Genomic DNA, 12,850 nt, shown 5'->3' with positions numbered 1-12,850 from the left:
AAACCGGGCACACCTCTCGATGACGCCGCGTGTGCGGCAGAGGAGGCTTCGATGACGAGACGGCGGGTGATGACGCTGCTTGCGGCAGCGTCGGTCCTGGTCGGAAGCGCAGTAACCACGGCGGAGGCCGCCGTGACCCCGGACGGGTGGTACACCATCGCCGCCGCGAACAGCGGGAAGTGCGTCGATGCCCGAGCTGCGGGCACTGCCGACGGGACCGTCGTCCAGCAGTACGCCTGCAATCAGACCGCCTCGCAGCAGTGGCAGTTCCAGGCCACCGGCGACGGCTACTTCCGGATCAACACCCGGACCAACCCGGCCGCTGCCTGGGACGTCACCAACGTCTCGACCGCCGATGGCGGGCTCGTCCAGCTCTGGACCTACGGAGGCGGCGCCAACCAGCAGTGGCAGGCCGTCGACGAAGGGAACGGCCGGTACCACTTCGTCAGCCGCAACAGCGGGAAGTGCCTCGACGTGCCCGGCGCCTCCACCGCCGACGTGCAGCTTCAGCAGTACACCTGCAACGGCACCGCGGCCCAGTCCTTCATGCTGACCCCCGTGAACACGAGCCAGCCCGGTCAGCCCGACTTCGGGCCGAACGTGGTGATCTTCGACCCGTCCATGCCGAGCTCGACCATCCAAACCCGGCTCAACAGCATCTTCTCCCAGCAGGAACGCAACCAGTTCGGCAGCCAGCGCTACGCCGTGATGTTCAAGCCGGGCACCTACGCCAACGACGTCAACGTCGGCTTCTACACGCAGGTGCTGGGCCTCGGCCTGAGCCCGGACGCCGTCACCGTCAACGGCGCCGTGCACGTCGAGGCCGACTGGTTCCCGCCGCAGAACGCCACCCAGAACTTCTGGCGCGGCGCGGAAAACCTGTCCGTGACCCCGAACGGGGGCGCAGACCGCTGGGCGGTCAGCCAGGCCGCGCCCTACCGCCGGATGCACGTCCGCGGCGATCTGCAGCTCGACGACGGCGGCTGGGCCAGTGGCGGCTGGATCTCCGACACGAAGATCGACGGCCAGGTCCGGTCCGGCTCACAGCAGCAGTGGATCTCCCGCAACTCGCAGTTCGGCAGCTGGAACGGCTCGAACTGGAACATGGTCTTCGCCGGGGTCCAGGGCGCGCCCGCCAGCAGCTTCCCGACGCCGCCCTACACGACGGTCGCCCAGACGCCGGTCGTGCGGGAGAAGCCGTTCCTCTACCTCGACGGCGCGGGCAACTACCAGGTCTTCGTCCCGGGCATCAAGACCAACGCGTCCGGCACGAGCTGGGCGAACGGCACCGCGCCGGGGACGTCGCTGCCGATCGACCAGTTCTACATCGCCAAGCCCGGCGCCACCGCCGCGGACCTGAACGCCGCGCTCGCCGCGGGCAAGAACCTGCTGGTCACGCCCGGTGTCTACCACCTGAACCAGACGCTGCGCGTCACCCGGCCGGACACCGTCGTGCTCGGCCTCGGCATCGCCACGCTGATCCCGGACAACGGCATCACCGCGATGACCGTCGACGACGTCGACGGCGTCAAGCTCGCCGGCCTGCTGGTCGACGCCGGCACGACCAGCTCGAACACGCTCATGCAGGTCGGCCCGGCCGGCTCGGCCGCGAACCACGCGGCGAACCCGACGTCGCTGCACGACGTGTTCTTCCGGATCGGCGGCGCCGCCGTCGGCAAGGCGACGAACAGCCTGGTCGTCAACAGCAGCAACGTGATCGGCGACCACATGTGGATCTGGCGCGCCGACCACGCCGAGCGCAACGAGTACGTCGGCTGGACCACCAACACCGCCGACACCGGGCTCATCGTCAACGGCAACGACGTCACGATGTACGGCCTCTTCGTCGAGCACTACCAGAAGACGCAGGTGGTCTGGAACGGCAACGGCGGCCGCACCTACTTCTTCCAGAACGAGATGCCCTACGACGTGCCGAACCAGGCGAGCTGGATGAACGGCTCGACGCCGGGCTTCTCCGCCTACAAGGTGGGGCCGAACGTGACCAGTCACGAAGCGTGGGGGCTGGGCAGCTACTGCTACTTCAGCACCAACCCGTCCGTCGCCAGCGCGCATGCGTACGAGGCGCCGAACACGCCGGGTGTCCGGTTCCACGACATGGTGACCGTGTCGCTCAACTACCAGGGCACGATCACGCACGTGATCAACAACACCGGTCCGGCGACCCCGTCCGGGACCAAGGCCGTCAACCTGGTGAGTTACCCCTGAGCAACCGGCGTGCGCCGTGGTGGCGGCCGCGGCGCACGCCGGTCCTTTGTGGATACGCCCGAACGGGGTGTTCCGGGAGCCGGACGGGGTAATTGTCGCGATACTGGGAGTCCCTAGATCCGGGAGCGGCAGATGACCTCTTTCGCAGCGTTCACCGTCGTCGAACCCCGCAAAGCCTGGCCGATCGCCGCCGTCCGCGGCGGATTCGCCGTGCTCTTCGGGCTGTTGGCGCTAATCTGGCCCGGCGCCACCGTGCTCGTCCTGGCGATCCTGTACGGCGCGTACGCGATTGTCGACGGCATCGGCGCCCTGATGCAGGCGTTCCGCCCGGGTGACACCGGCCACCGGGTGGCCTACGGCGTCCTCGGCGCACTCGGCATCGTCGCCGGGATCCTCGTCCTGGTCTGGCCCGGCATCACCGTCCTGTTGCTGGCCCTGCTGGTCGGCTTCTGGGCGATCATCACCGGCATCGCCGAGATCGCCGCGGCGATCCGGCTGCGCAAGCAGATCCAGGGCGAGGCCTTCCTCATCCTGGCCGGCGCGATCTCGCTGATAGCGGGCGTCCTCATCGTGATCAACCCGATCGCCGGCGCGTACGGCATCGCGCTGCTCGTCGGCATCTACGCCCTCATCTACGGCATCGTGCTGCTGGTGCTGGCCTTCCGGCTGCGCAAGCTGGGAACGGGAGACGCGCAAACTGAGTAGCGTGCGGGAGTGTCGACCCGCGAACTGGTGGTGCTGGGCACCGCGAGCCAGGTGCCCACGCGCCACCGCAACCAGAACGGCTACCTCCTGCGCTGGGACGGCGAGGGCATCCTCTTCGACCCCGGCGAAGGCACCCAGCGCCAGATGCTGCGGGCGGGCGTGGCGGCCACGGACATCACGCGCATCTGCATCACGCACTTCCACGGCGACCACAGCCTCGGCCTGCCCGGCGTGATCCAGCGGCTGTCCCTGGACAAGGTCAGCCACCCGGTGCACGCTCACTTCCCGGCCTCCGGCGCGCACTACTTCGAGCGGATGCGGCACGCGACGGCGTTCTACGAGCAGGCCGACCTGCGGGAACACCCGATCACCGAGGACGGCCCGATCGCCACCGGGAAGGTCGCCCTCGAGGCGAGGCGCCTGAGCCACCCGGTCGAGGCGTTCGGCTACCGGCTGACCGAGCCGGACGGCCGCACGATGCTGCCGGAAAAACTGCGGGAACGCGGCATCGCGGGCCCGGACGTCGGCCGGCTCCAGCGAGAGGGCCGCCTGGGAAGCACGAAACTGGAAGACGTCAGCGCGCCGCGGCCGGGCCAGCGGTTCGCGTTCGTGATGGACACCCGCCTGTGCGATGCGGTCTACGCCCTCAGCGAAAACGCCGACACGCTCGTGATCGAGTCGACGTTCCTGGCCGAGGACGCCGGCCTCGCGCGCGACTTCGGTCACCTGACCGCACAGCAGGCCGCGCGGGTGGCCGCCGAGTCCGGCGTCCGGCAGCTCGTCCTGACCCACTTCTCGCAGCGCTACCCCGATCCGGAGCGCTTCGCGGCGGAGGCACGGGCCGAGTTCGACGGCGAGATCGTCGTGGCCCAGGACCTGGAGCGGGTCCAGGTGCCGAAAAGACGGTCTTCGCCTCCCGGCCCCCGCGAGCCGTAGGCTGCATCTCGTGAGCCAGCCGATCCTGATGACCGTCGACGACGACCCCGCCGTGTCCCGCTCGGTCGCCCGTGACCTGCGCCGGCGCTACGGGAAGGACTACCGCGTCATCCGCGCCGACTCCGGCCCGGACGCCCTCGACGCGCTGCGCGAGATCAAGCTGCGCGGCGACGCCGTCGCGGCGATCCTCGCCGACTACCGGATGCCGCAGATGGACGGGATCGCCTTCCTCGAGAAGGCGATGGACCTGTTCCCGCACGCCCGCCGCGCCCTGCTGACCGCCTACGCCGACACCGACGCCGCGATCCAGGCGATCAACGTCGTCGACGTCGACCACTACCTGCTCAAGCCGTGGGACCCGCCGGAGGAGAAGCTCTACCCGGTGATCGACGCCCTGGTCGAGACCTGGAAAGCGGTCGGCGACAGGCCGGTCGAAGAGGTCAAGCTCATCGGCCACCGCTACAACTCGCCGTCGTTCCACCTGCGCGACTTCCTCGCGCGCAACGCGGTCCCGTACCGCTGGTACTCGGTCGACGACGACGAGGGCTGCCGGATCCTGCAGGCCGCGGAGGCGACCGACAAGGACATCCCGGTGGTCGTCACCCCGGACGGCACCGTCCTCAAGAACCCGACCGGCAGCGAGATCGCCGACGCGGTCGGCTTGTCGACCCGGCCGGCGCAGGAGTTCTACGACCTCGTCGTCATCGGCGGCGGCCCGGCCGGCCTCGGCGCCGCGGTGTACGGCGCTTCCGAAGGCCTGCGCACGGTGCTCGTCGAGAAGAAGGCCACCGGCGGCCAGGCCGGCACCAGTTCGCGCATCGAGAACTACCTCGGCTTCCCGGACGGCGTGTCGGGCGCGCAGCTGACCGACCGGGCGCGGCGCCAGGCGCAGAAGTTCGGCGCCGAGGTGCTGACCGCGCGGGACGTCGTCGGCCTGGAGGCCCGCGGCTCGTCTCGGGTGATCACCTTCGGCGACGGCAGCGAGATCGCCGCGCACTCGGTGATCCTCGCCAGCGGCGTCAACTACCGCGCCCTGGACGCCGAGGGCATCGAGGAGCTGAGCGGCCGCGGCGTCTACTACGGCTCGGCCGCGACCGAGGCGCCCGAGTGCAAGGGCGAGCACGTCTACATCGTCGGCGGCGCCAACTCCGCCGGGCAGGCCGCGGTGTTCTTCGCCAAGCACGCCAGCGACGTCACGATCCTGGTGCGCGGCGCCTCGCTGGAGTCGTCGATGTCGCACTACCTGATCGAGCAGATCGCGGGCATCGGGAACATCCACGTCCGCACGCACACCACGGTCAAGCAGGTGCACGGCGACGGCCACCTCGAGCGGATCACGCTGTGCGAGAACGGCGTCACCGAGACGGTCGAGAGCGGCCACCTGTTCATCTTCATCGGCGCCGCCCCGCGCACCGACTGGCTCGGCGACACCATCCACCGCGACGAGCACGGCTTCGTGTGCACCGGGCCGGACCTCCTGAGCGCCGGGCAGCGGCCGGCGGGCTGGCCGCTCGACCGTGACCCGCACTACCTCGAATCGTCGATCCCGGGCGTGTTCGTGGCCGGTGACGTGCGGTCGCAGTCGGTCAAGCGGGTGGCGTCCGCGGTCGGCGAGGGCGCGATGGCCGTGACGCTGGTACACCGGTACCTGGAGGAACAATGAGCGCACTGCCGCGGGAAGAGCTTCGCGGCCTCTTCCTGTTCGAACACCTTTCCGAGGACCAACTCGACTGGGTGGCCGCCAACGCCGTGCTCGAAGAGTACGAGGGCGACTCGACGATCATCAACGAGGGCGGCGAGGCGACCTGCTTCTACGTCCTGCTCGGCGGCGCCATCCGGATGACGCGCATGGTCAGCGGCACCGAGGTGGAGACCAACCGGTCCGACCAGCGCGGCGCCTACTTCGGTGCGACGCAGTTCTTCGTGCACCAAGAAGGCGAGCACACGTTCGGCACCACGGTGCGCGCGCTCTCCGACGTCACGTTGCTCGCGCTGCCGTCGAAGGAGTTCTCCGTCGAGTTCCGCAAGTGGTTCCCGATGGCGACGCACCTGCTGGAAGGCATGTACCTCGGCTGGCGCAACAGCGACACGGTGATCGGCTCGCGTCGCCGGCTGCTGGCGCTCGGCGAGCTCTCGGCCGGCCTGACGCACGAGCTGAACAACCCGGCGGCGGCCGCGGTCCGGGCGACGTCCGCCCTGCGCGAACGCGTCGCCGGGATGCGGCACAAGCTCGCCTTCCTGGCCAAGAAGGACATCGACCCGGAGCTGCTCTACCAGCTCATCGACGTCCAGGAACGCCTGGTCAAGCAGGTCGCGCAGGCCGAAAAGCTGACCGCGATGCAGCAGGCCGACCGCGAGGACGAGATCGGCGACTGGTTCGACGAGCGCGGCATCGACGGCGGCTGGGACCTCGCCGACATCTACGTCCGTGCCGGGCTGACCACGGCCGACCTGGACAACGTTGCCGAGCAGGTCGGCGACACCTTCATCGACGGCGCCGTCCGCTGGCTCGCCTACGCGCTCGAAACCGAGATGCTGATGGGCGAGATCGAGGACTCCACGACCCGGATCTCCGCGCTGGTCGGCAAGGCCAAGCAGTACTCGCAGATGGACCGGGCGCCGCACCAGTGGGTCGACGTCCACGACGGCCTCGACTCCACGCTCGTGATGCTGTCCGGCAAGATCGGCGGCGGCGTCCGCGTCGTCAAGGAGTACGACCGCAGCCTGCCGAAGATCCCGGCGTACCCGGCCGAGCTGAACCAGGTCTGGACGAACATCATCGACAACGCCCTCGGCGCGATGAAGGGCGAGGGCACGCTGACGCTGCGCACGTGGCGCGTCGACGACCAGATCCGGATCGAGGTCCGCGACACCGGGCCGGGCATCCCCGCGGACATCAAGCCGCGGATCTTCGAGCCGTTCTTCACGACCAAGCCGGTCGGCGAGGGCACCGGGCTGGGCCTGGACATCTCGTGGAAGATCGTCGTCGAACGGCACCAGGGCGACCTGCGCGTCGAATCCGAGCCCGGGAACACCCGGTTCGAAGTCTGCCTGCCGACGGTCGAGCAGGCCTCGCTCTGATGGCTTCCGTCCCGACGGTCACCACTGAACTCGGGGCGCTGGTCGGGCTGGCGGGTGACGGCGTCCGCGTCTGGCGCGGGATCCCGTACGCCCGCCCGCCGGTCGGCGAGCTGCGGTGGAAGGCACCGCAGCCGCCGTCGCTGTCCGGCGGCGTGCACGTGGCCACCGAGTACGGCCCGCACGCGATGCAGTCGCCGGACCCGATGAACCCGACCGCCGTCTGCGACGAGGACTGCCTGTACCTCAACGTGTGCACGCCCGAGGGGCCTGCGCCGGAGGGCGGCTGGCCGGTGCTGTTCTGGCTGCACGGCGGCGGTTACCGCGTCGGACACGGCGAGCAGCTGGGGGACGGCGAGGAGTTCGTGCGGGCGGGGATCGTCGTGGTCACGATCAACTACCGGCTCGGCTCGCTCGGCTTCCTGCACCTCGGCGGGATCTTCGGCGAGTCCGAACTGGACGCCGGCGTGTGCGGCTTGCTCGATCAGGTCGAGGCCTTGAAGTGGGTGCGCCGCAACATCTCCGCGTTCGGCGGGGATCCCGCGCGGATCACCGTGTACGGCGTTTCGGCCGGCGCGAAGAGCGTCGGGAACCTGCTGGGCAGCCCGCTGGGGGCGGGGTTGTTCGCGCAGGCCATCAGCAGTTCCGGCGGCGCCGACCACGTCGCGACGCCGGAGGCCGGGACGGCGCTGGCGCGGCGCCTGCTGGACGAGGTCGGCTGCCACGACGTCGCTGCTTTGAGGTCACTGCCGGCCAAGGAGTTCGTCGAGGCGCAGGAACGGATCCTGAGCGGGTTCCAGGCGCTGTGGCTCTGGCGCCCGACGCTGCATCCGCGCGTGCTGCCCGAGGTGCCGATCGGGCCGATCCGGCGGGGGAGCGCGGCGGGGATCCCGCTGCTGGTCGGCTGCAACAGCAACGAAGGCAGCACGTACGCGATGATGCTCGGCGACGACGTCGCCACCGCGCCGGCTTCGGGTGTTCTCGCGAGCATCCTCGGCGATTCGGGCGCTTCGCGGCTGCTCGAGACGTATCTTCGCCGCGTGCCCGACCTCAAAGCCGCTCGAATTGCCGCCATGGGCGACGAGCGGTACGGCATCCCGACGCAGCGGCTCGCCGACGCCCAGTCCGCGCACGCTCCCGTCTACCGCTACCGGATCGACATCGCCGCGCCCGGGGTGCCCGAGCAGCTCGACGGCGGCCACGGGACCGAGACCACGATGGCGTGGAAGGTTCCACTTCCGTTGGCGGCACAGGGAACTGCCGTGAATCCCGCGCGCGAGCGGGCGGCTCTGCTCATCCACCGCTGCTGGGCGGGGTTCGTGCGTGACGGCGTCGCGTCGGCCGACGGACCCGAATGGCCGCTGTACGGGCCGGAATTGCGGCCGGTCATGGTGTTTCGCGACGACACGGACCTGGTGCTCGATCCGCGGGCGGACGAGCGGGCGGCCTGGGGCGTCGCGGAGTGGTCTTCGGGGACCTGGTTCCCGTTCGCCTGATTTCCCTGCTGCACAAGGGTTTTATGGGTGTACCCGTGTGAGTGATGTGTTCGAACGCGCGTTCGAGTAGCTTGGTTGTTGTGAGCCACTTCCGGCTCACGGCAACGAAAGGGAAAGCTATGGACGTGCACCGAGTTTCGGCAGGGTCAGGGTCATTGCCGCGGTGGTCAGCCAGCTCAGGAGGTCCGGTAGGGGAATGCGGGAAAGGCGTTCCGGCCATTCCTCCGCCACTGTGTGCAGCACGAGCTCGTCGTGCCGCGGCTCCACCTTCGTCAGTTTCAGGCCGGGCGGTAGTTCCGGCAGGGGAAGCACGATCGGCTGGAATCGGCGGGGCGGCCGCAGCTGTCGCTGTCCGATGTGGAGGGTCTGCGGCACGAGCAGCACGCCGTCGTCCGCCACCTGCGGGCGGAGGGTCAGGTGGCCCCAGTGCGGCCGCTTGGCCCAGTGGATCCGCAACAGGCCGTCTTCGGCCGGGGTCGCGACGATCCCGGGGCGGGCTTTCGCCACCCGGTCCCGCAGCACGTCGGCGGAGACCGCGATCGCCAGCTGCACCCGCGCGGGTTTGGCGGCCGGCGTGGGCAGCGAGCGGAGGCGGACGTCTTCGGCGAGCACGGTGACGCGGCGAAGCAGGATACTTCCGGGCTCGCCGCCGTCTTCGGGCTCCGGCCACTCGACGTCCTCGGCGACGATCCGGACGTCGCCGATGCGTCCGGTGGCCAGCCGCAGGCTGTCGGCCGGGTAGTCGAGCTGGGCGAGGGTGAGGCCGACTTCGCGGTCACCCACCTTCGCGGTCAGCCTGCGTCCGACGAGCTGCTCGGTGACGGTGCGCGCCACGGCAGCCGGCGTGACCGGGACGTTCGGCAGCAGCGAACGCCCGGCCGCGGCCAGCCCGGCCAGCTCCGGCCACGGCGGCCAGCCGTCGAACCACCTGCCGTCGCTCATCCGTCCAGTGTCGCCCACGGACACCAGCGGCGGCGACGGCGGGTGGTTCCCGCCAGAGCCAGCGGATCGCCTCCGGTCACCGGCCCGCGAAGCGGGCGATGATGCCGGTGATGACCAGCCAGAACACCGCGGCCAGGCCGAAGTCGAGAATTACGGCCAGGCTGGGGCTGTCCACCGGGAACAAGCCGGGCCAGAACAACGCGAGAGGAACGGCCAGTGACTTGATGAACTGGAAGAAGGCGTTGCCGGCATTCGCGCCGGCGAGCACCATGATCATGTAGAGAACTTCGATCCCCGCGAAGATCGCGCCGATCGCCGTGATGACCCGCACGGCCGTGTTCCGTCTGGTGGTGGTTCGCCAAGGAGACATGCCCCGAAATTCCCGGATCGGGTGACAGATCAAACGCTCCAAGTCCGAGATTGCGCCGTTCGGCCGCTTCTGTTGCTCTCTGCATACCGGTTTGGCGCAGGTTGTGAGCAACGAGTGACCACTTTTGCCCACCCAGGCGCGCGTGCCGGGTGCCCGGTACTCGTTCCTACCCGCGGACCGCTGCCGCCTCGCCGAGCAGGCGGGCGACAGCCCAGTCCTGCACGGCGAGCCCGACGGACTTGAACACGGTCCGTCCGCCAACCGACGGCGGCCGGCTCAAGGCCGAACCCAGCTCGATCAGCTCCCCGCGATCGAGAAGTCCGGCGCCCACGGCGTGGATCACCTCGCCCGCCTCCTCCAGCACAGCATCGACCTGATCCACCACCACGCACCCGGCGGTGCCGAGCAGTTCCGCGGGAAGCTCCCGCATGGAAGGCAGATACGACCCGATCGCGTTGACGTGAACACGTTCCGGCAAGTCGTCGACAGCAAAGAGAGGAGTACTGGACGAAGTAGCACAACAGACGACCTCGGCGTCGGCCACCGCGTCGGGAGCGCTGGAAGCCACCCGCACCACCATCTCCGGAAACTCGGCCCGCAACCGCTCTGCCAACGCCGAGGCGCGCCGAACGTCCCGGCCGAACACCGCCAGGTCACGCACCGGTCGCACCGCCGCCACGGCACGCACCTGGTCGGCGGCCTGGGCACCGGTGCCGAGCAGGGCCAGGCGGCTCGCCGAGGGCGGGGCGAGCAGGTCCGTGGCCACGCCGGACACCGCGCCGGTGCGCAGTGTCGTGACCTCGACGGCGTCGGCGACCACCTGGCCGGCGGCAGTGTTCCAGACCAGCGTGCCCAGGATCATCGGTGTCCGGCCGGGGGCCAGGTTGAGCGTCTTCACCACGGTCGTCGCCGACGGTGTGTGGCAGGCGGTCATCACGAGCGTCGTCGCTCCGGCGAAAGACAACCGTTGCGGCACCACGAAACGGCCGGCGGCGAGGTCGAGGAACGCCTCGCGCACCGCTTCGACCGCCGCCGGCATCGGCACGGCCTTCCGGACATCGTCGGCGTCGAGCATGCGCGGCCCCTCCGGCGTCGGGTCTGCCGCTAGCCTGGCGGCATGTCCGAGGCCATGCAAGAGGAGCAGCGGTTCGTCCGCGACGACTGGTACGGGGAGGAGATCGCCGGGCGGCACTACGTGCGGTGCGAATTCCACGAGGTCGACTTCTCGGAGGCGATCACGCGGAACTCGGTCTTCACCGACTGCGTGTTCGGCAACGTGCGCTTCAACGCGTCGCAGCACACGGACTCGGCGTTCACCGGCTGCGTTTTCAAGCGGTGCACCTTCTTCGACGCCGAATTCACCGGGTGCAAGCTCGTCGGCGCCACGTTCACCGAGTGCGAGCTGCGGCCGTTGCGGGTCACCGGCGGGGACTGGTCGTTCGCCGGGCTCGCGGGCGCCGACCTGCGGACGGTCACCTTCCAGGGGGTCCGGATGCGGGAGGCCGACCTGACCGGGGCGGACTGCGCCGGCGCGGTGTTCGCCGACGTCGACCTGTCCGGCGCGCTCCTGCACGCCGTCAAGCTGCCGAAAGCCGAGCTGCGGGGCAGTGACCTCTCGGCGCTCGATCCGCTGAACGCCGAGCTGACCGGGGCGATCGTGTCACCCGAACAGGCTGCGGTGCTCGTCACGTCGCTGGGGCTGCACGTCCGGGCGTAGGCTCGTCGAGATCGGGAAGGGAGCGCCGCATGGGTGTGGTGACACCGGGTTTTCAGGGCCGGGCGCGCAGCGGGAACCCGCGGCTGCCACCCGGGCAGTACCTGGCCGAGGACTTCCCGGTGCTGTCGGCGGGCCCGACCCCGCGCGTGCGCACCGAAACGTGGGAGTTCACCGTCACCACCGAGACGGGTGAGAAGCACACCTGGAGCTGGGCCGAGCTGATGGCCCTGCCCAGCGAGAAGCCCACTGTCGACATCCACTGCGTCACCCAGTGGTCCAAACTGGACACTCGCTGGCGCGGCGTTTCGATCGACACGCTGGTCGGCGGGCTCGGCACCGAGGCCGACTACGTCATGGTGCACGCCTACGGCGGGTACACCACGAACCTGCCGCTGGCCGACCTGCTCGACGGCCAGGCCTGGATCGCCTACGAGTACGGCGGCAAGCCGCTGACGCCCGAGCACGGCGGTCCGGCGCGGCTGCTCGTGCCGCACCTGTACTTCTGGAAGTCCGCGAAGTGGGTGCGCGGGCTGGAACTGAAGACCCGGGACGAGCCGGGCTTCTGGGAGAACGCCGGCTACCACGACTACGGGGATCCATGGCGCGAACAGCGGTATCAGGGCGACTAGCCTGGCGGGTCGCCCGCCTGGCCGGCTTCCGCGACGAAACACCGACGGCGCGCACGCTCGTCTTCGATCTGCCCGGCTGGCCGGGACACCTGGCGGGCCAGCACGTCGACGTCCGGCTCACGGCCGCGGACGGCTACCGCGCGCAGCGCAGCTATTCCCTGGCGGGGCCCGCGGACGGCGACCGGGTGGAGCTGACGGTGCAGCGCGTCGCCGACGGTGAGGTGTCCGAGCACCTCGCCGGCCCGTACGCGATCGGCGACCCGGTCGAGATCCGCGGCCCGATCGGCGGCTGGTTCGCCTGGCGGCCGACGGACCCGGCGCCGGTCCTGCTGATCGCGGGCGGCTCGGGCATCGTCCCCCTGATGGCGATGATCCGCGCCCGCCGCGCGGCGGGCGTCCGCACGCCGTTCAAGCTGATCTACTCGCTGCGCACCCCGGCAGAGCTCTACTACGCGGACGAGCTGCGCACGCCGGTGGCGGGCGTCGACGTGACGTACGTGTTCACGCGTGAGCTGCCCGAAGGCCGTCCGGGCCTACCGCGCCGGATCGACGTGGCGACGATCAACACGGCGGGCTGGCCGGCGGAGTTCGGCGCATCGTGCTTCGTCTGCGGCCCGACGGGCTTCGTGGAGACGGTCGCGGACATCCTGGTCGCGCTCGGCCACGACCCGCACCGCATCCGCACGGAACGGTTCGGCCCCAGCCGCGACTGAAAGCCGCGACTGAATGCCACGCAGGCATCCGATGAATA

At 70.0% G+C, this 12,850-nt stretch carries 12 protein-coding genes; 9 read left to right on the top strand and 3 right to left on the bottom strand.

The features are described 5' to 3' along the window. Nucleotides 1-51: 51 nt before the first annotated feature. From ACLJQF_RS41760 to ACLJQF_RS41735, 6 genes are all read left to right on the top strand, one after another. Nucleotides 52-2,226, top strand: coding sequence for an RICIN domain-containing protein (locus ACLJQF_RS41760; protein ID WP_410615843.1), 2,175 nt, complete (start codon nt 52-54; stop codon nt 2,224-2,226). A gap of 132 nt (nt 2,227-2,358) precedes the next feature. Further along, nucleotides 2,359-2,931 carry an HdeD family acid-resistance protein gene (locus ACLJQF_RS41755; RefSeq protein WP_410615842.1) on the top strand — a complete coding sequence of 191 codons (573 nt, stop codon included), beginning with the start codon at nt 2,359-2,361 and terminating at the stop codon, nt 2,929-2,931. 9 nt (nt 2,932-2,940) lie between these two features. Further along, nucleotides 2,941-3,867, top strand: a complete 927-nt coding sequence (locus ACLJQF_RS41750; RefSeq protein WP_410615841.1) for a ribonuclease Z — start codon at nt 2,941-2,943, stop codon at nt 3,865-3,867. A 10-nt stretch (nt 3,868-3,877) separates the two neighbouring features. Continuing rightward, nucleotides 3,878-5,530: an FAD-dependent oxidoreductase gene (locus ACLJQF_RS41745; protein ID WP_410615840.1), complete on the top strand. Its 1,653-nt coding sequence runs from the start codon at nt 3,878-3,880 to the stop codon at nt 5,528-5,530. After that, nucleotides 5,527-6,948, top strand: coding sequence for an ATP-binding protein (locus ACLJQF_RS41740; RefSeq protein WP_410615839.1), 1,422 nt, complete (start codon nt 5,527-5,529; stop codon nt 6,946-6,948). Before ACLJQF_RS41745 ends, ACLJQF_RS41740 begins: the two co-directional genes overlap by 4 nt. Beyond that, nucleotides 6,948-8,441, top strand: a complete 1,494-nt coding sequence (locus ACLJQF_RS41735) for a carboxylesterase/lipase family protein (protein WP_410615838.1) — start codon at nt 6,948-6,950, stop codon at nt 8,439-8,441. Before ACLJQF_RS41740 ends, ACLJQF_RS41735 begins: the two co-directional genes overlap by 1 nt. 117 nt (nt 8,442-8,558) lie before the next feature. Here the strand turns inward: ACLJQF_RS41735 and ACLJQF_RS41730 are convergent, their stop codons facing one another. From ACLJQF_RS41730 to ACLJQF_RS41720, 3 genes are all read right to left on the bottom strand, one after another. Next, on the bottom strand, nt 8,559-9,383 hold the full coding sequence (locus ACLJQF_RS41730) for a hypothetical protein (RefSeq protein WP_410615837.1): 825 nt from the start codon (nt 9,381-9,383) through the stop codon (nt 8,559-8,561). A 76-nt stretch (nt 9,384-9,459) separates the two neighbouring features. After that, nucleotides 9,460-9,714: a hypothetical protein gene (locus ACLJQF_RS41725; protein WP_360176040.1), complete on the bottom strand. Its 255-nt coding sequence runs from the start codon at nt 9,712-9,714 to the stop codon at nt 9,460-9,462. 205 nt (nt 9,715-9,919) lie between these two features. Next, nucleotides 9,920-10,828 (bottom strand): ornithine cyclodeaminase family protein, encoded by a 909-nt coding sequence (locus ACLJQF_RS41720; RefSeq protein WP_410615836.1) that lies wholly within the window; start codon nt 10,826-10,828, stop codon nt 9,920-9,922. A 42-nt stretch (nt 10,829-10,870) separates the two neighbouring features. Between ACLJQF_RS41720 and ACLJQF_RS41715 the strand changes: the two genes are divergently transcribed. From ACLJQF_RS41715 to ACLJQF_RS41705, 3 genes are read left to right on the top strand one after another with little or no spacing between them, the layout of a single operon-like run. Continuing rightward, the gene (locus ACLJQF_RS41715) at nt 10,871-11,470 is read left to right on the top strand and encodes a pentapeptide repeat-containing protein (protein WP_410615835.1); all 600 of its coding nucleotides are present in this window, start codon (nt 10,871-10,873) and stop codon (nt 11,468-11,470) included. Between the two features lie 29 nt (nt 11,471-11,499). After that, on the top strand, nt 11,500-12,099 hold the full coding sequence (locus tag ACLJQF_RS41710) for a sulfite oxidase-like oxidoreductase (RefSeq protein WP_410615834.1): 600 nt from the start codon (nt 11,500-11,502) through the stop codon (nt 12,097-12,099). Then, a complete protein-coding gene (locus ACLJQF_RS41705; RefSeq protein ID WP_410615833.1) occupies nt 12,069-12,812 on the top strand; it encodes a ferredoxin reductase in 744 nt (247 codons plus the stop codon). Before ACLJQF_RS41710 ends, ACLJQF_RS41705 begins: the two co-directional genes overlap by 31 nt. Nucleotides 12,813-12,850 lie beyond the last annotated feature (38 nt).

The sequence above is a fragment of the Amycolatopsis sp. lyj-109 genome, from assembly GCF_046548995.1.
Taxonomy (GTDB): domain Bacteria; phylum Actinomycetota; class Actinomycetes; order Mycobacteriales; family Pseudonocardiaceae; genus Amycolatopsis.
This window is presented reverse-complemented; position numbering and strand designations above follow the sequence as displayed.

Excerpts from the sequence above, each read along its gene's own strand:
- ACLJQF_RS41760 (WP_410615843.1), top strand. The coding sequence starts at position 52 with ATGACGAGACGGCGGGTGATGACGCTGCTTGCGGCAGCGTCGGTCCTG.
- ACLJQF_RS41755 (WP_410615842.1), top strand. The coding sequence starts at position 2,359 with ATGACCTCTTTCGCAGCGTTCACCGTCGTCGAACCCCGCAAAGCCTGG.
- ACLJQF_RS41740 (WP_410615839.1), top strand. The coding sequence starts at position 5,527 with ATGAGCGCACTGCCGCGGGAAGAGCTTCGCGGCCTCTTCCTGTTCGAA.
- ACLJQF_RS41735 (WP_410615838.1), top strand. The coding sequence starts at position 6,948 with ATGGCTTCCGTCCCGACGGTCACCACTGAACTCGGGGCGCTGGTCGGG.
- ACLJQF_RS41730 (WP_410615837.1), bottom strand. The coding sequence starts at position 9,383 with ATGAGCGACGGCAGGTGGTTCGACGGCTGGCCGCCGTGGCCGGAGCTG.
- ACLJQF_RS41720 (WP_410615836.1), bottom strand. The coding sequence starts at position 10,828 with ATGCTCGACGCCGACGATGTCCGGAAGGCCGTGCCGATGCCGGCGGCG.
- ACLJQF_RS41715 (WP_410615835.1), top strand. The coding sequence starts at position 10,871 with ATGTCCGAGGCCATGCAAGAGGAGCAGCGGTTCGTCCGCGACGACTGG.
- ACLJQF_RS41710 (WP_410615834.1), top strand. The coding sequence starts at position 11,500 with ATGGGTGTGGTGACACCGGGTTTTCAGGGCCGGGCGCGCAGCGGGAAC.
- ACLJQF_RS41705 (WP_410615833.1), top strand. The coding sequence starts at position 12,069 with ATGGCGCGAACAGCGGTATCAGGGCGACTAGCCTGGCGGGTCGCCCGC.